Annotated in this window: 22 protein-coding genes; 16 read left to right on the top strand and 6 right to left on the bottom strand. The window is 43.0% G+C overall.

What is annotated here, in order from left to right; all coding sequences use genetic code 11:
* Position 1: 1 nt before the first annotated feature.
* The 11 genes from gspD to gspN all read left to right on the top strand — a co-directional run bounded on the left by gspD (position 2) and on the right by gspN (position 10,667).
* Positions 2-2,146 carry a type II secretion system secretin GspD gene (gene gspD, locus Q4546_RS09120; RefSeq protein WP_102436023.1) on the top strand — a complete coding sequence of 715 codons (2,145 nt, stop codon included), beginning with the start codon at positions 2-4 and terminating at the stop codon, positions 2,144-2,146.
* Entirely contained in the window at positions 2,139-3,701 is a 1,563-nt protein-coding gene (gspE, locus tag Q4546_RS09115; protein ID WP_102436025.1) for a type II secretion system ATPase GspE, read from the top strand. The genes gspD and gspE overlap by 8 nt, the downstream gene beginning before the upstream one ends.
* 3 nt (positions 3,702-3,704) lie before the next feature.
* A complete protein-coding gene (gspF, locus tag Q4546_RS09110; RefSeq protein ID WP_102436027.1) occupies positions 3,705-4,928 on the top strand; it encodes a type II secretion system inner membrane protein GspF in 1,224 nt (407 codons plus the stop codon).
* Positions 4,929-4,991: 63 nt separating this feature from the next.
* Positions 4,992-5,441 (top strand): type II secretion system major pseudopilin GspG, encoded by a 450-nt coding sequence (gene gspG / locus Q4546_RS09105; protein WP_102436029.1) that lies wholly within the window; start codon positions 4,992-4,994, stop codon positions 5,439-5,441.
* A gap of 22 nt (positions 5,442-5,463) precedes the next feature.
* Entirely contained in the window at positions 5,464-6,039 is a 576-nt protein-coding gene (gene gspH / locus Q4546_RS09100; RefSeq protein WP_102476459.1) for a type II secretion system minor pseudopilin GspH, read from the top strand.
* Positions 6,026-6,394, top strand: a complete 369-nt coding sequence (gene gspI, locus Q4546_RS09095) for a type II secretion system minor pseudopilin GspI (RefSeq protein ID WP_076541330.1) — start codon at positions 6,026-6,028, stop codon at positions 6,392-6,394. The genes gspH and gspI overlap by 14 nt, the downstream gene beginning before the upstream one ends.
* Positions 6,384-7,133, top strand: coding sequence for a type II secretion system minor pseudopilin GspJ (gene gspJ, locus Q4546_RS09090; RefSeq protein ID WP_303446166.1), 750 nt, complete (start codon positions 6,384-6,386; stop codon positions 7,131-7,133). The genes gspI and gspJ overlap by 11 nt, the downstream gene beginning before the upstream one ends.
* Complete coding sequence (gene gspK, locus Q4546_RS09085; RefSeq protein ID WP_102436065.1) at positions 7,133-8,134, top strand: type II secretion system minor pseudopilin GspK; 1,002 nt, start codon at positions 7,133-7,135, stop codon at positions 8,132-8,134. Before gspJ ends, gspK begins: the two co-directional genes overlap by 1 nt.
* Positions 8,135-8,212: 78 nt before the next feature.
* The gene (gene gspL, locus Q4546_RS09080) at positions 8,213-9,415 is read left to right on the top strand and encodes a type II secretion system protein GspL (protein ID WP_303446140.1); all 1,203 of its coding nucleotides are present in this window, start codon (positions 8,213-8,215) and stop codon (positions 9,413-9,415) included.
* 1 nt (position 9,416) lies between these two features.
* Positions 9,417-9,893, top strand: coding sequence for a type II secretion system protein M (locus tag Q4546_RS09075; protein ID WP_102436035.1), 477 nt, complete (start codon positions 9,417-9,419; stop codon positions 9,891-9,893).
* A 12-nt stretch (positions 9,894-9,905) separates the two neighbouring features.
* Positions 9,906-10,667 carry a type II secretion system protein N gene (gene gspN, locus Q4546_RS09070; protein WP_102531926.1) on the top strand — a complete coding sequence of 254 codons (762 nt, stop codon included), beginning with the start codon at positions 9,906-9,908 and terminating at the stop codon, positions 10,665-10,667.
* A 90-nt stretch (positions 10,668-10,757) separates the two neighbouring features.
* Here the strand turns inward: gspN and yrfG are convergent, their stop codons facing one another.
* Positions 10,758-11,432, bottom strand: coding sequence for a GMP/IMP nucleotidase (gene yrfG, locus Q4546_RS09065; RefSeq protein ID WP_102436039.1), 675 nt, complete (start codon positions 11,430-11,432; stop codon positions 10,758-10,760).
* A gap of 79 nt (positions 11,433-11,511) precedes the next feature.
* Between yrfG and nudE the strand changes: the two genes are divergently transcribed.
* The 3 genes from nudE (at position 11,512) to Q4546_RS09050 (ending at position 15,204) form a co-directional block, all read left to right on the top strand.
* Positions 11,512-12,060: an ADP compounds hydrolase NudE gene (gene nudE, locus Q4546_RS09060; RefSeq protein ID WP_102476457.1), complete on the top strand. Its 549-nt coding sequence runs from the start codon at positions 11,512-11,514 to the stop codon at positions 12,058-12,060.
* A gap of 168 nt (positions 12,061-12,228) precedes the next feature.
* A complete protein-coding gene (cysQ, locus tag Q4546_RS09055) occupies positions 12,229-13,038 on the top strand; it encodes a 3'(2'),5'-bisphosphate nucleotidase CysQ (RefSeq protein ID WP_102436043.1) in 810 nt (269 codons plus the stop codon).
* 294 nt (positions 13,039-13,332) lie between these two features.
* Entirely contained in the window at positions 13,333-15,204 is a 1,872-nt protein-coding gene (locus tag Q4546_RS09050; protein ID WP_303412818.1) for an MFS transporter, read from the top strand.
* 122 nt (positions 15,205-15,326) lie between these two features.
* Here Q4546_RS09050 and mnmH read toward each other — a convergent pair whose 3' ends face one another.
* The 3 genes from mnmH to Q4546_RS09035 form a co-directional block, all read right to left on the bottom strand.
* Positions 15,327-16,430, bottom strand: a complete 1,104-nt coding sequence (gene mnmH / locus Q4546_RS09045) for a tRNA 2-selenouridine(34) synthase MnmH (protein WP_102476455.1) — start codon at positions 16,428-16,430, stop codon at positions 15,327-15,329.
* 10 nt (positions 16,431-16,440) lie between these two features.
* Positions 16,441-17,484, bottom strand: coding sequence for a selenide, water dikinase SelD (selD, locus tag Q4546_RS09040; RefSeq protein ID WP_303446139.1), 1,044 nt, complete (start codon positions 17,482-17,484; stop codon positions 16,441-16,443).
* A 95-nt stretch (positions 17,485-17,579) separates the two neighbouring features.
* Positions 17,580-18,683, bottom strand: a complete 1,104-nt coding sequence (locus Q4546_RS09035) for a fatty acid desaturase (protein ID WP_102476453.1) — start codon at positions 18,681-18,683, stop codon at positions 17,580-17,582.
* Between the two features lie 144 nt (positions 18,684-18,827).
* Between Q4546_RS09035 and fabR the strand changes: the two genes are divergently transcribed.
* Positions 18,828-19,442 carry an HTH-type transcriptional repressor FabR gene (gene fabR, locus Q4546_RS09030; RefSeq protein ID WP_076541308.1) on the top strand — a complete coding sequence of 205 codons (615 nt, stop codon included), beginning with the start codon at positions 18,828-18,830 and terminating at the stop codon, positions 19,440-19,442.
* Between the two features lie 87 nt (positions 19,443-19,529).
* On the opposite strand, the gene trmA is transcribed toward fabR, so the two are convergent.
* Positions 19,530-20,627 carry a tRNA (uridine(54)-C5)-methyltransferase TrmA gene (gene trmA / locus Q4546_RS09025; protein WP_102436053.1) on the bottom strand — a complete coding sequence of 366 codons (1,098 nt, stop codon included), beginning with the start codon at positions 20,625-20,627 and terminating at the stop codon, positions 19,530-19,532.
* Positions 20,628-20,769: 142 nt separating this feature from the next.
* Between trmA and murI the strand changes: the two genes are divergently transcribed.
* Positions 20,770-21,570: a glutamate racemase gene (gene murI / locus Q4546_RS09020; protein ID WP_303446138.1), complete on the top strand. Its 801-nt coding sequence runs from the start codon at positions 20,770-20,772 to the stop codon at positions 21,568-21,570.
* A 10-nt stretch (positions 21,571-21,580) separates the two neighbouring features.
* Here murI and Q4546_RS09015 read toward each other — a convergent pair whose 3' ends face one another.
* On the bottom strand, positions 21,581-22,039 hold the full coding sequence (locus Q4546_RS09015; protein ID WP_102436057.1) for an RNA-binding protein: 459 nt from the start codon (positions 22,037-22,039) through the stop codon (positions 21,581-21,583).
* Between the last annotated feature and the right edge of the window lie 533 nt (positions 22,040-22,572).

Here is a 22,572-nt window from a genome sequence, read left to right as displayed (position 1 = left end):
AATGAAGAGTTACGGAATTCGACGCAAGTTATTTGCTGGAATGGTTGCCGGTATTGCCATGCTGGCTTCTCAAGCTGCTTGGTCGGAACAGTATGCTGCCAATTTCAAAGGCACAGACATTCAGGAATTCATTAATATTGTGGGTAAAAACCTCAATAAGACCATCATCGTTGATCCTACTGTTCGCGGCAAAATTAACGTCCGCAGTTACGACTTATTAGATGACGAGCAGTACTACCAGTTCTTCCTCAATGTTTTGCAGGTGTATGGCTATGCCGTGGTTGAAATGGAAAACCGCGTTATTAAAGTCATTAAAGATAAAGATGCCAAAACTGCAGCTATTCGCGTCGCTGATGATAACACCCCAGGCTTGGGCGATGAAATGGTCACCCGCATTGTGGCGTTATACAACACCGAAGCTAAACAACTAGCGCCATTACTGCGCCAGCTTAATGATAATGCTGGTGGCGGTAACGTAGTGAACTACGACCCATCTAACGTATTGATGATTTCAGGCCGCGCAGCTGTCGTAAATAAATTAGTAGAAATTGTTCGCCGTGTCGATAAGCAAGGTGATACAGCTGTTGAAGTGGTATCCCTTGAATATGCCTCAGCCGGTGAGATTGTCCGTATTGTTGATACCCTTTATCGCGCCAGCGCTAATCAAGCACAAATGCCCGGTCAAGCGCCAAAAGTGGTGGCTGATGAGCGTATGAACGCCGTTATTGTGAGTGGTGATGAAAAGAGCCGTCAACGCGTGGTCGATCTAATTCGTCGTCTAGATGCTGAGCAAGCTAACACTGGTAACACTAAAGTACGCTACTTACGCTACGCTAAAGCAGAAGATTTAGTCGAAGTGCTAACCGGTTTTGCTGACCAACTCGTGAGCGATCAAGATGCGGGTAAAACCTCGGGTAGCAAGCGTAAAGAAATTAATATTATGGCTCACGTTGATACCAATGCTTTGGTGATCAGCGCTGAACCGGATCAAATGCGCACCATTGAAAGCGTGATTAACCAGTTAGATATTCGCCGTGCACAAGTATTGGTAGAAGCGATTATTGTTGAAGTATCAGAAGGCGATGATGTTGGCTTTGGTATTCAATGGGCATCAGCTGCTGGTGGTGGTACTCAGTTTAATAACTTAGGCCCAACCATAGGTGAGATTGGCGCAGGTGTATGGCAAGCACAAGGTGAAGAAGGCACTACAGTGTGTACCGAAAATGGTACTTGTACTGAAAACCCAGATTCACGTGGTGATATTACCTTACTGGCGCAAGCATTAGGTAAAGTGAACGGCATGGCTTGGGGCGTGGCAATGGGTGACTTCGGCGCCTTAATCCAAGCGGTTTCAAGTGATACCAAATCAAACGTACTTGCAACACCGTCGATTACCACCCTTGATAACCAAGAAGCATCATTCATCGTTGGTGACGAAGTACCTATTCTTACCGGTAGCCAAAACTCAAGTAACGGTAACAGCAACCCATTCCAAACCGTTGAACGTAAAGAAGTGGGCGTTAAATTAAAAGTGGTACCACAAGTCAATGAAGGTAATGCGGTTAAGCTGACCATTGAGCAAGAAGTGTCAGGTATTAACGGTAAAACTGGTGTCGATGTGACCTTTGCAACTCGTCGCTTAACTACCACGGTTATGGCAGATTCTGGTCAGATTGTAGTACTGGGCGGTTTGATTAATGAAGAAGTACAAGAGTCAGTACAAAAAGTGCCATTTTTAGGTGACTTACCGATTATCGGTCACTTATTTAAGTCTTCATCAAGCGGTAAGAAAAAGAAGAACTTGATGGTATTTATCAAGCCAACCATTATTCGTGACGGTATCACCATGGAAGGCATCGCTGGTCGTAAATATAACTACTTCCGCGCCCTGCAACTTGAGCAACAAGAGCGCGGCGTAAACTTAATGCCTAAGACCAATGTGCCAGTGTTAACTGAGTGGGATCAAGAAGCTTACTTACCTGATGAAGTGAACGAAGTGCTTAATCGTTACAAAGAAGGTAAAGAGTTAGAAACTAAGATGCGCGAAACAGACCCTGCGCTTAAGCATATTAGCGAAAGAAAAGATCTAGACAATGCAGTCACTGAAGCTGCAGAAACCGAACAAGAAGATGATGCCAATGAGTGAAGCAGCAATGACTGAACAATTGGCACAGGTGTCTACCGATTTAGGCTTAGAAGCCGAAGAGCTTAATGATGAGGTGTTTCACTCCAACAGTCGTGAACGCCTGCCATTTGCTTTTTCTCATCGCTTTAATTTGGCATTGGCCAAAGAAGCCGATGCCCTAAAGCTTTACTACACCAGTAATACCCCACTTGATGCCATGCTTGAAGTGCGCCGTTATGCCGGTGAAGATCTGGTGTTAGTCAAGCTGCCGGTAGAAGACTTTGAAGCGAAATTAACCCACACATTCCAGGCTAATTCATCAGAAGCCCAGCAGCTGATGGAAGACATTGGTAATGAAATGGATTTATTTACCCTCGCCGAAGAACTGCCACAAACCGAAGATTTGCTCGAAGGTGATGATGACGCGCCAATCATTAAATTGATCAACGCCTTGTTATCAGAAGCCATTAAAGAAGAAGCCTCTGATATCCATATCGAAACCTACGAAAAGCAATTAATCGTCCGTTTCCGTATTGATGGGGTTTTGAAAGAAGTTTTAAAACCTAACCGTAAACTGTCTTCATTGTTGGTTTCACGTATTAAGGTGATGGCGCGTTTAGATATCGCAGAAAAACGTGTGCCGCAAGATGGTCGTATTTCATTACGTATTGCCGGCCGCGCAGTTGATGTGCGTGTCTCTACCATGCCATCAAGCCATGGCGAGCGAGTGGTATTACGACTACTGGATAAAAATACCGGCAACCTAGATTTAAAATTATTGGGTATGACCCTGTCTATCCAAGATGAATTTGAAGCGTTAATTCGTAAACCGCACGGTATTATTTTGGTTACCGGCCCAACAGGTTCAGGTAAAAGTACCACCCTGTATGCGGGGTTAACTGAGATTAACTCCAAAGACACCAACATTTTAACCGTTGAAGATCCGATTGAATATGAACTGGAAGGCATTGGCCAAACTCAAGTGAATATGAAAGCGGATATGACCTTCGCCCGTGGTTTGCGGGCGATATTACGTCAAGATCCTGATGTGGTCATGATTGGTGAGATCCGAGATTTAGAAACCGCACAAATTGCAGTGCAAGCTTCACTAACCGGTCACATGGTTATTTCGACCTTGCATACCAACACGGCATCGGGCGCGATTACTCGTCTGCAAGATATGGGTGTTGAGCCTTTCTTGGTGTCTTCAAGCTTACTGGGTGTATTAGCCCAGCGACTTATTCGTACCTTGTGTAACGAATGTAAGGTCGAGCATGAGCCAGATGAGCGTGAGCGCGAATTATTAGGCATAACGGTCAATGATACCCGAGTGATTTATCGCGCTAAAGGCTGTAAAGCCTGTGGTCATAATGGTTATCGAGGTCGTACCGGTATCCATGAATTACTCACTGTTGATGACAACGTTCGTGAATTAATTCACGGTGGCCGCGGTGAGTTAGCCATTGAAAAGTATGTCCGTCAAACGATTCCAAGTATCCGTCATGATGGCATGAGCAAAGTACTGAAAGGGGTTACCACCCTTGAAGAAGTATTGCGCGTGACCCGCGAGGAGTAATCAATGGCAGCGTTTGAATATAAAGCCCTTGATAGCAATGGTAAACAGCAAAAAGGGGTGATAGAGGCTGATACGGCTCGTCATGCACGTAGTCAGCTACGTGAACAGCGCTTAATGCCCTTAGAGCTAGAACCGGTTGCTGAAAAAGAAGCCAAGGCCAAAAGCGGTGGGCTTAAGTTTTTCAAACGTGGTATCTCGGTTGCAGAGCTTGCTTTAATTACCCGTCAAATCGCCACTTTAGTTGCTGCAGGTTTACCCATTGAGGAATCACTCAAAGCGGTAGGCCAGCAATGTGAAAAAGATCGTCTTGCCAGTTTGGTAATGGCGGTGCGCTCGCGGGTTGTTGAAGGGTACAGCTTGGCTGATTCTTTAGCCGAATTCCCCCACGTATTTGATGATTTGTACCGCGCTATGGTGGCATCAGGTGAAAAGTCTGGTCATTTAGAAGTGGTACTAAACCGCTTAGCCGATTACACCGAACGTCGCCAGCAACTGAAATCTAAGCTAACTCAGGCAATGATTTACCCTATGGTATTAACCATTGTTGCCATTGGGGTAATTGCCGTATTACTGGCAGCAGTGGTACCTAAGGTGGTTGGTCAGTTTGAACACATGGGTCAAGAGCTACCCGGTTCAACTCAGTTTTTGATCCTCGCCTCTGATTTTGTGCAAAATTATGGGGTATTTGTGCTTGTGGCACTGATTGGTTTGTTTGCACTACTAAAGCAGCTGCTAAAAAAACCAAACTTTAGAATGCAATATGACACCTGGTTACTCAAAGCACCGGTTATTGGCAAAGTCAGTAAAGGCCTGAATACCGCCCGTTTTGCGAGAACCTTAAGTATCTTGTCAGCAAGTTCTGTACCTTTGCTTGAGGGCATGCGTATTGCCAGTGAAGTGCTGCAAAACGTCAAAGTGCGCGCAGCAGTGGATGATGCTACAGCAAGAGTGCGTGAAGGTACCAGCCTGGGCGCGGCGCTAACTAATACCAAACTTTTTCCGGCTATGATGCTCTATATGATTGCATCAGGCGAAAAAAGTGGTCAGCTGGAGCAAATGCTAGAACGTGCTGCAGATAACCAAGACAGAGAATTTGAATCTAATGTGAATATTGCCTTAGGGGTATTTGAACCCATGCTCGTGGTCAGTATGGCCTCGGTGGTGTTATTTATCGTGATGGCAATTTTACAGCCTATTTTAGAATTGAATAACTTGATCAGCGCTTAAGTATCCAAGTTATTTACTATTTATTGTTAGCGCACCGAGTGTGCGCGTCGGAGGAAGTTGTTAATGCAAACTAATCGAAATCAAACCCGTGGTAAACAAGCTGGTTTTACCTTACTTGAAGTCATGGTCGTGATTGTTATTTTAGGTATTTTGGCCTCTATGGTGGTACCTAACTTAATGGGTAACAAAGATAAAGCTGATATCCAAAAAGCCGTTTCTGACATTGTAGCGTTAGAAAACACCCTCGATATGTACCGCCTAGATAACAGTGTGTATCCAACAACGGAGCAAGGCTTAGATGCGTTAGTGCAAAAGCCAACCTCGTCACCTGAGCCACGTAATTACCGACCAGACGGTTACATTAAGCGTTTACCACAGGATCCTTGGCGCAACGATTACTACCTATTAAGTCCTGGCGAAAATGGCCGTATTGATATTTTCAGTGCCGGTCCTGATGGCCAAGTGGGAACTGAAGATGATATCGGCAACTGGAATCTGCAAAACTTCCAGTAAGCACGAAGTCTAATAGCAGATGATGATATCTAAACGCCAATCGGGGTTCACCCTCTTAGAAGTATTGCTGGTTGCCTTATTGATGGGGTTAGCTGCGGCTGCCGTCACGATGACAACCAGTACTTCAGGGCCTGAGCAAGCGTTAAAAAAAACGGCCCGTCAGTTTATTGCGACCACTGAATTAGTGATTGAAGAAACCATTTTAAGCGGTCAATTCTTAGGTATCGTCGTCGAAGAAGATGAATATCAATTTGTCTATTACGATGAAAAAAAATGGCACCCTATAACCCAAGATCGTCAACTGGCCCCAAGGCAAATGGACCCGGGTGTGAGTTTGAGTCTACTGCTTGATGGCTTGCCATTAGTTCAAGAAGATGAAGATGATGAATCTTGGTTTGATGAGCCATTAATTGAAGCCTCAAAAGAAGATAAAAAGAAAAATCCCGAGCCGCAAATTTTACTGTTTCCCAGTGGTGAAATGTCGACGTTTGAGTTGAGTTTTTTGACCGATGACGACCAAGGTAAAGAGATTGAAGTGCTAGTGGTGGGTGATGCATTAGGGCGTTTAGCCATAGGAAGCTTTGATGAAATACAGTAAAGGTATGACCTTACTTGAAGTCATAGTGGCCTTGGCGGTGTTTTCTATTGCTGCGGTTGCTGTCACCAAAAGCATTGGTGATCAAATGGCCAACCTGCCGATTTTAGAAGAGCGAACCTTAGCCCAATGGGTTGCTAGCAATCAAATGGTTGAGGTTAGATTAACGCAGCCTTTTCCTGAGCTGGGCACTAAAAATGGTCAGGTAGAGTTAGCCGATAAAGATTGGTATTGGCGTCAGGAAGTGATTAAAACCACCGACGACAATTTCAGAATGATCAGAGTATTAGTCAGTGATGATGACAGATTTAATCGCACCGTCGCACAAGTGAGTAGCTATGTTCACAATGAAGGCTAAGCGCTCAAGACACAGCGACAATCATCGCCAAGCAGGCTTTACTTTGCTGGAAATGATGATTGCTATTGGTATTTTTGCCATGATCGGGCTGGCATCGAACTCGGTACTGTCAACCGTGATGAAAAACGATGAAGCCACCAAAGAATTTTCAATCCGTTTGAAAGCCTTACAGCAAGGTTTTGGCATTATCGAACGTGATTTAGGCCAGATGGTAGCCCGAACACAACGTGGCCTAGACGGCGAGCGTACCACCACTGTGTTTCAAACGGGCGATAACATGCTGGACTCAGAAACCGAAGCGCTGGTGTTTTTCCGTTTAGGTTGGCTCAACCCTGATGGCATGTTGCCAAGGGGTAGTTTGCAATCGGTGTCATATGTGGTGCAAGAAGGCCGCTTAGAGCGTTGGTACTATCCTTACCCTGAGCCAGAAATTGGTGCAGAGCCATTAAAAAGTTTGATCATTAAAGATGTTATCTCCATCGAGTATTCGTTTTTTGTCGGTGATAAATGGGAGCGTAAAGTTGATGCTTCACAACTGCCACTTGGCATCGCGATGAAATTAGAAATTGAAGGCTTAGGTATCATTGAGCGTCGTTTTCTACTGCCTAAAGGTGGCGGTGATGCCGCAGCCAGTAACGGCGACAATAACGATGATAATGGCAGTAACGATAATACTGATAACGACAATACTGATAACGACAATGATACTGATGGCTCTAGCACGGGTGAAGACGGATGATGAAATATCAGTCGCCGGGGTTGCGTAAACAGCGCGGAGTCGCGTTATTAGTGGTGTTACTGGTGGTCGCTTTAGTGGTGATTATTGCGACCAATATTACCAGCCGCAATCAGTTATCCATGCGCCGTACCTTGAATTTAGCCCAGTATGATCAAGCCTATTGGTATGCTATTTCGGCAGAAGAATTAGGTAAAAAGATTTTAAAGCAAGATATGGAAGATGCTGACGGCACCGTACATTTACAGCAATATTGGGCTTTAGCTGATGTGATTTTTCCGGCTGAATACGGCGAAATTGGCGGTGAGATTAAAGATATGCGTTCTTGTTTTAATCTTAACGCTTTATCAGTTAAGTCAACAGAAGTTGAAAATGGCCAACCTAAATTATCATTAGCCGCGACTCAGTATATGTCACTGTTGGTTGCCCTAGGTATGGATGAATTTGGCGCCGAGCGGCTGACCCATACTTTGATTGATTATATTGACGAAGATACGGTAGCAATGCCCTATGGCGCTGAAGATGCCGATTATGAGTCTCGTAATACGCCGTATCGAGCAGCGAATACCTTGATGAATCATCGCAGTGAGCTGCGGGCGGTATTAGGATATAACCAGCAAGTGTATTTAACCTTGTTGCCTTATATTTGCGCGATACCAGGTAATAACCAACAATTGCTTAATGTGAATACCCTAGAGGTTGAACAAGCAGCATTGTTAGTGGGTATGCTAGAAAACAAGATTAGCCAAAGCGATGCGGAAAGTTTAATTAACCAACGACCTGCAGATGGCTTCGAAACCGCAGCAGAGTTTTGGGAAAATAATTCCTTAGCGAGTTTAGCCACTGAAAGTAATATGAAATCGAGCATAGTGGTCGATAGTAATTACTTCTTATTAAAAGCGGGCGCTAAAGTGGATAATGCGATGTTTAGAATGGATAGCGTTTTGCGTCGCAGTAATAACAAGTTTGATGTGATCAGTCGTCAATACGGTGATCAGCAATAATGAATATGGGTAACAATCCGCTTCAATTAACCTTGGCTAGTTTGGCCTGTGGCAGTTTGAAGCTTGTGGAGAATGACAGTGTCTGAACGGCTTTTTATCCGATTAGGGAAAACATCAACAAGTCCTTGTTCGTGGCTGGTATGGTCAGAACAAGAGCAAGAAATTATTGCTTCAGGTGAGTTAAGTGATGCAGCGAGCTTAACCAGTTTGACTGAGCGCGCGGGCAATCGTCCGGTGGATGTGTTGGTGCCAGCGGCCAGTATGACATTGACTCAAATTGCATTGCCTGAAAAAAATCAGCGCCAAGCGTTAAAGGCACTCCCTTTCATGCTAGAAGAAACCATCGCCTCTGATGTTGAAACCATGCACTTTGTGGTTGGCCCCCGTGATGGTGAGCAGCTAAATGTCGCCGCAGTGGCCCATGAGCAAATGCAAAACTGGTTATCTTGGCTGCTTGATGCTGGCATTAAAGTAAAGAGTATTGTCCCTGATTGTTTAGCCTTACCGTTGGATCAATGTAGCTGGGCTGCGCTGGATATGGGTGATGAATTGTTACTGCGTACCGGTGAAGGTAGTGGTGTGAGCTTGCCAAAAACATGGTTAGATTTCGCCTTACCTGAGCTGCTATCGCGTCGAAGTGATGCCGATTCTGCGCTAAAAATTGCCGCCTATAGCGAAGACTTAGTGTTTACCAATGCTGAGGTGGAAGCGAAACCATTAGATATTCCGATGATGGTATTGGCAAAGGGTATTTTACAGGCACCGATTAATTTATTAATCGGTGTGTATCAGCCAAAGCGTGAATACAGCAAGCATCTGATGCTATGGAAAAATGCGGCTATTGTAGCGGTTATTGCTATCGTACTTGGGCTAGTGAATAAAGGCTTAACCATTCATCAGTTGAATCAACAAACCGCTGAAATAAAACAGCAAAGTGAAGCGATATTTAAGCGTGTTAGTCCAGGGGTAAACCGGATTGTTAATATTCGCTCGCAGCTGGACTCACAATTGCGCAGTCTTAAAGGTCAAGGTGGCGGTGCTGCTTTCTTTGACATGCTTGATGGCCTGAAAGAGTCATTTCAAAAAGTGCCCGATTTAAAACCGAACTCAATTCGTTTTGATGCAAGTCGTAATGAACTGCGGATGCAAGTGACGGCAAAAAGTTATGATCACGTGGATAAATTCAAGCAACTGGTTGAAGCGCGTTATGAGTTTGATATGGGTGCCATCAATAGCGGTGACAATGAAGTGAATACCACAATTACCTTGAAGGGCAAATAAGATGGAAAATTTGCAAATTTGGTGGCGTGGACTCGCGCAACGTGAACAGCAATTAGTCGGCAGTTGCGCAGTGTTTGTGGTTATTGGAATTTTGTATTGGGGCATTTGGAGCCCGATTGCAACTGCGGCAGACAATGCTGAAAAAGATCATCAAGCAGCCAAGCAAACCTTAAATTATGTTAAACAATCGGCGAATAAAATTGCCGGTTTAAAACAACAAGGTTCTGGGCCAAGAGCATCAGGCAGCTTAAGTTCGATTGTGAACCAATTAGCTGGCCAATATGATTTAGACATTACCCGTATGCAGCCACAGGGCAATAAAATCCAATTATGGATGGACGATGTGCCATTTGACAGCTTACTTGATTACTTGCATGAACTGGTTGAAGAAAAAGGCTTAACCCTAGAAAGTGTTGATGTATCAGAGTCTGACTTGGCAGGTTATGTCAAAGTGCGCCGTATTCAGTTATCTAAGTAAGTAGGTATAGTAGTGAGTTTGATTAAGAAAATTATTTTAGGTGTTTTTGTTTACCTGATCTTTTTGGTGGTATTTATCCCAGCAAATTGGCTAGTAGGGATTGCGCCATTACCCAATAATATCAAGGTAAGCGGTGTTAGTGGTACATTGTGGCAAGGCTCTGCTGATTTGGTGTCGATTGATCGCCGTTTGATTGAACAGGTGTCATGGGATTTAAATCCTTGGACATTATTTATTGGTCGGCTCAATGTCGATCTGCAGATTGGTAGCCGGGCAACGCCAGTTAGTGGGCAGGGTGATATTAGTTGGTCTTTCTCAGGTGTCTCAGCTGAAAACTTGCGCTTTGAAGCGCCGAATAAATTTTTATTAGGCAACGCAAAATTACCCTTTAGAACCATGGTAGATGGTGATGTCAGTTTAATTGTTGAAAGCCTTAAGCAAGGTACGCCTTGGTGTGAGCAGTTAACCGGCAAGCTATTTTTGAATGCTATTGATGTTAAAAATCAGTTTGGTGAATATCCTTTAGGGGATATCGCCCTAGGATTGAGTTGTATTGATGGCCAAGTGCAATTGATGACTGATGACTCAATGAACAAAATGGGGATTCAAGGTAGCGCCACTTTAGGTGAAAATAATCGTATTGTGGTTAGTGCTAAGATCAAACCGACCCATGAGCAGCCACAAGATTTAACCCAAGCTTTAAGCTTTTTGGGTAAACAAGATAGCCAAGGCTATTACCCTGTTAATTATCAGGGCACGATTCCAGGGTTGTAGTAACGACTGCTTCATCAGAAATTTGAAAGGCAGCTGAATCACATCAGCTGCCTTTTTTATTGGCTATAAATTATTAGCTACCATAGGCACTTAGCCTTTAACTGCAGCTAATAAGTCTTGATGTAAGAGTTGGTAATCATCAATGGCAGGAAAATCGATGAAATCCTTATTGGGCTTTTGACTGTCAGGATTGCTAATACCTAATTGAAAGCCAACACCCGCCAAACGTGATGCTTCAAGAATATTTTCATTGTCATCAACAAACAAACAGCGGCTTGGATCTAAATCATACTTCGCGAATGCTTGCTTCCAAAATTCAGGGTGCTCTTTAGGATAACCCGTTTCATGGCTCGACATCATTCCATCTAGGCCTCTTGCCAGTTCAGTATGTTCTAATTTAAGTTCTAGGCTTTTAGGATGGGCATTGGTTAACAGGATTCTTTGTTTACCTGCCGTAGCGAGCGCCTCTAAAAAGGGCATGCTGTCTTGGCGCATTTGAATTCGCTCAACCAGTGAATAATGCAGGGTGAGAATATCTATGTCTAATTGTTGCTGCCAAAAATCAATGCAATACCAGTCTAGGGTGCCAACAACCTTATGGTAAGACTGCTCGACTAGCGCCTGCGCTTGGGCTAAGGAAATTTGCTTTTGTGTACTAAGCTGTTGAGGTACCAAAGTTAACCAAAAATGGTTATCAAAATGCAAATCCAGCAAGGTGCCGTCCATATCGAGCAAAACTGTGTCTATCTTATGCCAAGGAAACATGTAAATTCCGGTTGTAGAATATAGCTAGGGTAGTAAGATTGTAACTGGTCTTACTAAATTCGTCATATACGAGGTTTTAATGACATCACGGCATAAAAAGCCCGAAATTCTTCATCGCGAAATTGTCGCCAAAAGTCGACTGTTTCAGATAGAACAGCTGCACCTAAAATTTTCTAATGGCATTGAGCGTCAATATGAACGAATGAGTGGTGGCAGCCGCGGTGCGGTCATGATTGTGCCAGTACATCAAGGTCAATTTCTGTTAGCTAAAGAATATGCAGCAGGCACTGATAATTATGAGTTGGGTTTTCCTAAAGGCTTGATTGATCCCGGCGAAGAGGCTGTTGAAGCCGCGAATCGTGAGTTACAAGAAGAAATCGGTTTTGCCAGTCGTAAGCTGACCTTACTAAAAGAGTTAAGTTTAGCGCCGGGTTATTTTGCCAGTAAGATGCAAATTTTTATCGCTGAAGAGTTATATGAAAGCAGGCTAGAAGGTGATGAGCCTGAACCTATTGAGGTTATCCCGTGGGCGCTTGGTGAATGGCAAGCGTTACTGGATAACACTGATTTTTCAGAATCGAGAAGTGTGAGTGCATTATTTTTAGCCCAACAACATTTACAAGGTTAATCTTGTTACTGTGTTAGCGGCTAAATTTAGCCAATTGAGATGTTGTAAGCGTTATTACTGACTGATGATTAAAATATTTCAGCTTACTCATCTAATTTAACTACAAATAAATCGTAAATTAGTCTAACTTGACACTATTCAGAGTATTATTTGGCGATTGGAGTCGTTATGAAGCCAGAAGAAGTAATTGAACAAGTCATCAGTATTGCCACCGAGGCGGGTCAAAAAATCCGCGATATTTATTTGAAAGGTGATTTTGATCGCGAAATAAAATCTGATAATACTCCTGTCACCTCAGCGGATCTGGCTGCAAATGAAATTATTTGTACTGAACTTGCTAAATTAACGCCTGATATTCCAATCTTAAGTGAAGAAGCTGCCGATATACCTTTTAATGAGCGTAGCGAGTGGCCACGTTATTGGTTAGTGGATCCATTAGATGGCACTGGTGAATTTATTGCTGGTAGTGGTGACTTTTCAGTGATTATTGCACTCGTTGAGCATAATCGCCCTGTGATGGGGATAGTGTATGTGCCGATGACAAACGTGTGTTACTACGCGATTGCAGGTTTAGGAGCCTACAAACGTGATGCTAACAATGAAGTGCGTATTAGCAGTAAACCACTTACTGATATTAATGAATCAGGTTTACGTCTTGCGGTAAGTCGTCGTCAAGACCCACAATCAGTATTAAAGTTACTCAGTCATCCTAGCAGTTGCGAATTAGTGGTGTTAGGCGGCGCAGCATTAAAGAGTTGTTTAGTGGCCGAAGGCCGAGCTGACTGTTACGTGCGTTTAGGGCCAACCGGTGAGTGGGATACAGGCGCTGCGCAAATTATTCTAGAAGAAGCAGGCGGCGCGTTAATGGATATTAACCTGCAACCGTTAACTTATAATGAACGTGAAACCCTTGAAAATCCAAACTTTATTGTTGTAGGTAGCCCGAATTTACCTTGGGACGATATCCTCACTAATTAGTCAGCTCGACATGACTTATTTAAGCCCTCTAGTAGAGGGCTTTTTTGTGGCCGCCATTTATAAAATACTCATGCTGTCTATAAATTAATGGGTTATGAGCATTGTTTTAATTTTGTTTGCTGTTAGTTTGTTGTTCAAAGCATTATTGATAATAGCGGCTTAAGGGCAAATGCAATGCGTGAAGGAGAGGGGGGGTTCACTCAGAGCTTCATTCATGGCTTAAATTACTTACCAAAATTGTTATCTATTTATATTCAAGGCTATACCTCAGGAATGGCAAAATAAGGATGTTTCATGGTATTAACCAAACGTTTTCTCCCTTACTTCATCACTCAGTGCCTTGGGGCATTAAACGATAATATCTATAAAAATGTGCTGCTATTACTGGTGACTTACAGCCAGGTAGATGCACTACCGATTAGCGTCAATATGTTTGTTAATTTAGCTGCCGGAGTGTTTATTTTACCGTTTTTCTTATTTTCAGCCCATGCAGGTGTCGTGGCTGACAATATGGACAAAGCGCGACTGATAAGACGACTTAAATTACTGGAGCTTATCATCATGTCTTGCGCGGCTTTTGCCATATTGTCGCAAAGCTATTTGCTGATGTTGGTGCTGCTATTTCTTACTGGCAGTCAATCGGCTTACTTTGGCCCAGTTAAGTATTCCTTATTGCCACAAACGCTTAAAGAAGATGAGTTAGTTACTGGTAATGCTTGGGTTGAAATGGGCACCTTTATCTCGATCCTTGCTGGCACCTTGTCTGCAGGTTTGTTAGTGGCAAGTGAGCATAGTTTACTTGGCGCTGCGGTGACTGTGGTGACGTTATCTATTGCTGGTTACTTATCAAGCCGGGCTATTCCTGCATTACCGCCACAAGGCACAATCAGTAAAATTCGTTTTACCCCTTTTACGGGAACATGGCGCAGTATTGCCAAAGTAAGGCAAACCCCAAGTATCTGGATGGCTATTCTCGCCATTAGCTGGTTTTGGTTTTTGGGCGCCACTTATTTAACCCAGTTTCCTAACTTTGCCAAATTACACCTGTATGCCGATGCCACCGTGGTGTCGTTATTGTTGGCATTATTTTCCATTGGTATCGGCATTGGCTCGTGGGTATGTGAGCGGATTTCCTATGGTCATGTGGAGTTAGGCGTGCTGCCGTTTGGGGTTTTAGGTTTAACGGTATTTGGGGGTGATTTAATTTTTGCTATTCCGCCAGCGCCATTAGATAGCAGTTTTGTTTACAGCTTTAGTAGCTTTATCGCAGATCCGCAGCATTATCGGCTGATGGTTGATTTGCTGTTTATTGGCTTAAGTGGTGGATTATTCATTGTGCCCTTGTATGCCTTTATTCAATCTAGGGCTGCACCAGGGGAGTGTGCCCAAGCTATTGCGGCAAACAATATTATTAATGCCTTATTCATGGTGATGGCGGCAATACTATCTATGTTGTTACTTGGCGTTTTAGAGTGGAGTATTCCGCAATTATTTTTACTCCTTGCTGGGTTGAACACTGCGGTGGCGTTATATGTGTATGCTCAGGTACCTGAGTTTGCTCAGCGCTTTATCAGTTACTTGTTGAGCCACTTGATGTACCGCGTCAGTGTTAATGGGCGTCTCAATATTCCGGCGCAGGGAGCTGGGGTGATTGTCTGTAATCATGTTAGCTATGTTGATGCCTTAATTATTATGGGTGCATCCACCCGTCCTATTCGTTTTGTGATGGATAAATCCATCAGTGAAATTCCGCTATTAAAATATCTCTTTCGCCATGCTGGAGTTATTCCTATTTGCTCACCTAAAAAGTGTGAAACCACCTACAAGCAAGCATTTGAGCTAATCCATGAAGCCCTTGGTAATGAGGAGCTAGTGTGTATTTTCCCTGAAGGACGTTTATCTGTTGATGGTGAAATTGCTGAGTTTAGACCCGGTATCGAAGCGATTTTAGCGAGAGATCCCGTCACAGTAATCCCGATGTCATTACAAGGCTTATGGGGCTCATACTTTAGCCATAAAGGCGGCCATGCACTGACAACACCACCGAAGCGTTTTTGGTCTAGGGTGACTGTGAATATTGATGCAGCGGTCGATGGGGTCTCACTGGGTCGCCATGGGCTACAAGCTAAGGTCACTGAGTTATTTGATAGCACAACTACTCGTTAAATGAGAGCGCTAATGGTCGTTAAGTGATGGAGCTAAAACACGAGTATAAGTGGTTGCTCTATCTTTGCTATGTGACACTCATAACAGCAACCGTTCGTTGTTATGAGTGCAGAGTGTGTGAATTATCCTGCTAGCTGATCTAAATATTGCTGGATCGCAATTTTATCACCACTAAATATTACCCTTTGCTGACGTTTGCTCATTTGGTATTGATACATAGGGTCGTAATAGCGCTCTAATAGTATTGAAATCCAATCAAAATGTTCATTAGCATCGTTTATTGAAAACTGTCGATTTATGGCGCTTTCAATAATGGCACTGAGCTGTTGGTGTTGCTTGCCACCTAAGCGTTTTTTGATGCTATTAATGCTGCTAAGCAGGTATTGGCTAAACTGTTCTTTTCCATGTTCTGCGCCATATTTATTGATAAAGGCGGCTGACTTATCAATAACATAGTCTTTATGTATTCTGTTTATACGATTCGCTAAGCTTTCTTCTAATACAATCATCTCACTGGCTTGCATCGCTTGGTAAAAAGCTTTGGGTATGGCTGAGCGCCCGATTAAGAAGCTTTCGTCTTCTAACAAGATTTTATGTTGTGGCAATTGCTGATGTTGTAGTAGCTGTGTCGCCAGCTGATTTTCGAAATTAATTTGAGTTGGTTGGGGCTCAAGGTTCTTACCAAAGCTTGAGCCGCGATGATTGGCAATGGCTTCTAAGTCAATGGACTCTGGTCGCAGTTGTAAGAGCTCGGTCTTACCGCTGCCGGTGCTGCCGCTTAAAATGACTAAGGGCTGCAAAGTCGCCGCGGTATCAATGATATCAATTAAATATTGGCGCATGGCTTTATAGCCACCTTCAATATAAGGGATATCGATGCCGGCCTCTTTCAGCCATTGCTGTGACAACTTTGAACGTAAGCCACCACGAAAACAATATAGGTAGCTGTTGGGGTGCTTAGCGATAAACTGCTGCCAGCTTTCAATGCGCTGCTGCTTGGTTTTGCCATTAACCAATTGATGACCTAATTCGATAGCCGCCTGTTGTCCTTGCTCTTTATAGCAAGTACCAACCTTGGTACGTTCACTGTCATTCATCAGCGGGAAATTGGCCGAATGCTCGAAGGCGCCTTTACTAAATTCGATGGGGGCGCGCACATCAATGAGCGCGCGCTGCTGAAGGAAAAGACGTTGATACTCGGTTTTAGCAATGATGTTAGCAAGCATTTGTTACTCTCTATCTCAGTGTAATTAATGCGCTATTGGTATTTGAAGCGCTCAATTCACCAATGCAAATAGGGGCAATATTTTGCGCCTCAAGTAAAGCAACCAGTTGTTGTTCTGCGTCAGCGCTTACCGCAATCAACAAGCCGCCACTGGTTTGCGGATCGCACAGAATCGCTTTTTGTTGCTCGCTCATTTTAGGTAAGTATTGCTGATAACTGTCGAAGTTGCGTTGGGTTCCGCCTGGGGTGCAACCTAAGTTTAAGTAGTGCAGCGCTCGGTCTAATAATGGGATGTTATTAAATACTAAATTCGCAGTGACATCGCCGCCTTGGCAAACTTCAATCAAATGACCTGCCAAGCCAAAACCCGTGACGTCTGTCAGTGCATTTACTCCAGCGATTGCCGCAATATCTTGGCCGGCCTTGTTTAGCTGACACATGGCATCAATGGCAATCATACTGTCTTGCTCTGTGAGTTTTTTTTGTTTTTGCGCGGTAGTGAGGATACCGATCCCTATCGGTTTAGTGAGATACAGTTTATCGCCAGCTTTTGCCGTATTATTGCGCTTTAATTGCTCAAGAGGGATTTGTCCGGTTACCGCCAATCCAAAAATCGGTTCAGGTGCATCAATGCTGTGACCGCCAGCTAACATTATTCCCGCATCTGCGCAGGCTTGGCGCCCGCCTTCAATAACCTTTTGAGCCACTTCTGCAGCTAAGATATTCACTGGCCAGCCAAGTATGGCAATAGCCATGATAGGCGTGCCACCCATGGCATAAATATCGCTGATGGCATTAGTGGCCGCGATACGCCCAAAGGTGAAGGGGTCATCCACAATCGGCATGAAAAAGTCAGTAGTACTGATAATGCCTGTTTCATCATTGAGTTGGTAAACTGCTGCATCGTCACGGGTTTGATTGCCGACTAATAATTTAGGATCGGTAAAAGAGGGTAAAGATGAGGCAAGTATGGTGCTAAGTACCTGCGGGGAAATTTTACAGCCACAGCCGGCGCCGTGGCTATATTCAGTAAGTTTAACTGACGATTCAGACATTAATGGGTAACCCTTAAAAAGGAAGATTATCCATCATAAACACATACGGCTACCTTGCAAGGTAGCCGTTTACTTTTAATGGGTTAAAACAGACTTTAATAAGCAGCAGTGAGGCTATTCCAGTTTTTCTTTTGGGCTAACAAACGTGCTTTTAATTCTTCGACCTGCAATTTTAATTGCTGGTTGCTCAGTTGTTTACGTTTGGCATCTAGCAGTACCTTTTTCGCTTGATAATAATCCACTAGATGTTGCTTCATAAGATCATATTCGGCTTGGAAATTAGCGATTATTTCATCACAATTTGGTAAATGTGCGACCTTATTTTGCGCTCTTAATAATTGCATTTGAAGTTTGGCACTTTCGATTCGCTCTTGCGGTACTACTCGTAAATCAGTGGCTAAACCACACCATTGCATTGACTTAATTAGCCATTTTGTTGGGTCGTAATGCCACCACTTAATACCATTACGGTAGTCATTTTCAAAAATGTGATGAAAGTTATGATAACCCTCACCATAGGTCAGTAAGGCAATCATGCCATTATCTTTAGCCGTATTTTTATTGGTATAGGGCTGACTGCCCCAGACATGGGCTAATGAATTAATAAAGAAAGTACAGTGATGTACGACCACTAAACGTAATAGTCCTGCCATCAGCACCATTGAAATAATATCGCCATTGAGCCAGCCTAAAAATGCCGGTAGTGCGATATTCATCAATACCACTAGGGTAAGATAATGTTTATGCTGCCACATAACGATGGCATCTTTTTGTAAATCGCGGACGTTATTATAATCATGATAACGACTGGCTTGGTATTCACGTAGCATCCAACCAATATGACTATACCAAAAGCCCATTTTGGCTGAATAAGGATCTTTGTCGTTATTATCAACGTGCTTATGATGGATGCGATGATCTGATGACCAATGCAGTGCACTATTTTGTAATGCTAATGCACCGCCAAGGGCAAATAAGAATCGCATTGCAGGATGCGCTTTATAAGCTTTGTGAGACCATAATCTATGGTAACCGGCGGTAATTGAAAGGCCGCTAGCAAAGGCAAGTACCACAAAAGCAATCCACTCAATAGCTTCAAAGCCATGTGTAAAGCCACGCCACGGCACTAAAGTCAGCGCGCCAAGTAGTGTTAGCGCAAATAAAGCAGTATTTAACCAAATAATCGGTGGTTTTTTCATTAAGATAATCCATGATTCTTATTGAGCGTACAGTTGTAAGCTAATTTAGCTCACCAACTTTATTCGGTCAAGTATCTCGGGGCTGTGTTTTTAGCTTAAAAGCGGTATTATCTGTGCAATAACATTTACTAAATGGATCTTTACATGGGTGTAAGAGCATTACAGAAAGAAAAAACCCGTCGTGCATTGGTAGATGCCGCTTTTAATCAATTAAGCGCTGAACGTAGTTTCTCCAGTTTAAGCTTGCGAGAAGTGGCAAGGGAAGCGGGCATAGCACCAACCTCTTTTTATCGTCATTTCAAAGACATGAATGAACTTGGTTTAACCATGGTTGATGAAGGTGGACTTACACTTCGACAAATGATGCGTAAAGGTCGCCAGCGCGCAGAAGCGGGTGGCAGTGTCATTCGCATCTCGGTTGACACGTTTGTGGAAGTATTAGAATCAAATCCCAATGTTTTTCGAATTCTATTACATGAGCGCTCAGGAACGTCAGCGGCTTTTCGTGCCGCTGTAGCAAGAGAAATAGAACACTTTATTTCAGAGTTGTCTCATTACACAGAGGCGACTGCTGGAAGAACGCCGATGCTAGCCAGAGTACAAGCAGAAGCTTTAGTTACCCTAGTGTTTAACGCTGGGGCATCAGCTTTAGATATGAAACGAGCTGACAGAAAAGTATTAGCCGATCACTTAGTGCTGCAATTGCGCATGGTGGCAAAAGGCGCAGAAGCGCTGCAACATAAAGTTGATACTAAATAGCATCAGTGAATTAATAGTAAAACTTGCGCAATAAAAAAGCCGTTATGGATAATTCATCCTATAACGGCTTTTTAATATGTGTTGAACCTACTTACGTTCTAGTAGTACACCTGATTCCATATGGTGGGTATATGGGAATTGATCAAATAAAGCGAAACGGGTGATCTTATGGGTGCTTCCCAGTACCTCAAGGTTTGCTTTTAGGGTTTCTGGGTTACATGAAATATATAAAATGCGGTCGTAGTTTTGCATTAATGCCAAGGTGTCATCGTCAATACCCGCTCGTGGTGGGTCAACGAAAATGGTATTGCAATCGTAGCTATCTAAGTCAATACCTTCTAAACGTCTAAAGGTGCGTTTTTTCGCCATCGCATCACTAAAGTCTTCAGCAGACATACGAATGATTTGCACATTATCGACTTTGTTGATGGCAATATTATACTGCGCAGCATCAACAGATGGCTTAGCTAATTCTGTTGCTAGTACGCGGTCAAAGTTTTGCGCTAAAGCGATAGTGAAATTGCCATTACCGCAATAAAGCTCTAATAAATCGCCAGTGCTGTCTTTGGTTGCTGAAATAGCCCATTCGAGCATTTTGACTGACACTTTCGCATTTGGCTGGGTAAAGCTATTTTCAATTTGTTTATAATGTAATTCTTGACCGGCTACATTAAGGGTCTCAACCACAAAGTCTTTATCTAAATCGATTTTAAGTTTACGTGCTCGGCCAATGATATTGACGTTAAACTTTTCAGCTAAACGCGCCTTCATTTGGGTCGCTTGCTCTATCCAAGTGTCGCCTAATTGGCGGTGATAAAGTAACGACACTAAGATCTCACCACTAAGCGTGGTTAAAAAGTCCACCTGAAATAACTTAAAGCGTAAATCATGATTAGGACGTAGCTCTTCCATTAATGCAGTCATCATTTCATTGATTAAAGTCCCTGCAGGCAAATATTGCTCACAGCGCACTTTCTCATCTAAGACTTTATCAAACATGTAATAGAATAAGTCATCGCCATCGTGCCATACTCGAAACTCGGCGCGCATACGGTAATGGGCTGGTTCTGAGGCAAAAACTTCTAAACTAGGCGGCGTAAAATCGGCAAAGTCCTGTTCAAGCTTGATACGCTTCTCTGCTAGTTGCGCATCATAGTTTTTAGGATCCATTGCAGCTAAATTCATTTTGTTCCACCATAGGCTGTAAATTAAGGGCGCAAATATTATACTACACAACGCTGATGTCCAGCGGATTGACTTAATCTTAATGGATTAAGTGGTTAATTTTATCTATACAGCTTTTATCACCCGCATTATGGAGAAGAGATTGTCAGGTCCAATACTTATTTTTGATTCTGGTATCGGCGGTTTATCCGTTTTAGAACACATTCAAACAAAAATGCCTGCTAAAGATATCTTCTATTTATTTGATAATGCGCGGCTACCTTATGGGGACCTAGCAGAACAAGCATTAATTGAAGGTTGTGTGGCACTGATCATCAAGCAAGTGGCATGCATTAATGCTTCCATTGTGGTCGTTGCCTGCAATACTGCCAGCACCTTAGTGTTACCGCATTTACGAAGACGACTAACCATACCCGTGGTGGGCGTAGTGCCAGCAATTAAACCTGCAGCGCAATTGACTCAATCCAAACACATAGCATTACTTGCCACGCCTGGGACAGTTGAAAGAGCTTATACTAAAGAGTTGATCCGTGAGTTTGCTGGTGGCTGTAAAGTCTCTTTGATTGGTTCATCTGAATTAGTGCTTATTGCCGAAGAGAAAGCTAAAAGAAAGCCAATAAACTTAAATGCGATAAAACCAATCTTGGCTTCGATAAATGGCACTGATATAGATACCTTGGTTTTAGGCTGCACTCACTTTCCGTTATTACGCCAAGAAATAGCTGAGTGCATTAGCCATCCAGTCACACTATTAGATTCCGGCGAAGCCATTGCAATAAGAGTGACGTCATTATTAGAAACAATAAACAGGTCAGCTAAAGGTAAAACGAACAAAGTAGGCAGGTTAACAGCGGGATTTACAAAGAAGATAGATAAAGGCTTAGCATTAACATTAGCTGACTACGGTTTTAAGCAACTAGAGTGCATTTCCGTAGGCAGCTAATAGAAGGGGTTTAGTCTTCTTTATTTGACTCAGATGGATCTGACTCTTGTGATTTAGCTTCACGCACCTTTAGTGTGCGTTCTTGGAAACTGTAATCGTTTAACTTGTTCATTGCTTTCTTGGCGCCAGTTTCAGACATTTCAACAAAACCAAATCCCTTACGGCGACCTGTTTTTCTATCTCTAACTAAACGTACTGAATTAACTGGTCCATATTCGCCGAATAAAGCTTTCACTTCACCTTCATGAACACGGTAAGGCAAGTTACCAACATAAAGTGTCATTGTTGGGCCAACATAAGGCTTATTTGAATCAGTTGCAGTTGAAGACGGAACAAAAGTGAATATAAGACTCGCTAACATAACACCAGCGATGAAAGACACGACTAATTGAACATTGGTAGAAAGAGCATAAATAACGATTGCACCTATAAGGGCAATAATTAGGGTAATAACAAATGACTTTTGCATATGATTGTCTCTAATAAAAATGAAAAATGATAAATAACTGTTAAAAACATTGCTATGGTAATGAATTATTGAAGCTTTCACCATACTCTGATGAAAATATGACCTCAAAACACGATAAAAACCATATTACTGATAGTTACTGTAGGACAAAAGTGTTCTTTAAATACCCATAATAGTTAAAAATAAAACGATCTGTTCAAAAGCTATTCGCTTAAACGGTTTTTATATAAAAAGCCCTTGCACCAATTCAGAATCTGCCTATAATGCGCATCCACTGACACGGCAAACCACGCACTAGCATGGGTTACACGCCAAATCAGTTCACTGTAAAGTGACGCTGAAAATTGTTTTTAAATAAGTTTAAAAATGACTTGACGCGAAAAAGGAATTGCGTAAAATACGCATCCCAAGCCAACGACCTAGCGTCTAACGGCGGAGTCTGAAAAATTGATTCCACGCTCTTTAACAATTTATCAAGTAATCTGTGTGGACACTCACAGGTGTTGAGTTAATCGAAATTGCTCATTCTTTCT

The sequence above is a fragment of the Shewanella sp. 4_MG-2023 genome, from assembly GCF_030548015.1.
In the GTDB taxonomy this organism is placed as follows: Bacteria; Pseudomonadota; Gammaproteobacteria; order Enterobacterales; family Shewanellaceae; genus Shewanella.
The sequence above is the reverse complement of the archived record's forward strand: the minus strand, read 5'-3'. Positions and strand labels throughout refer to the sequence as shown.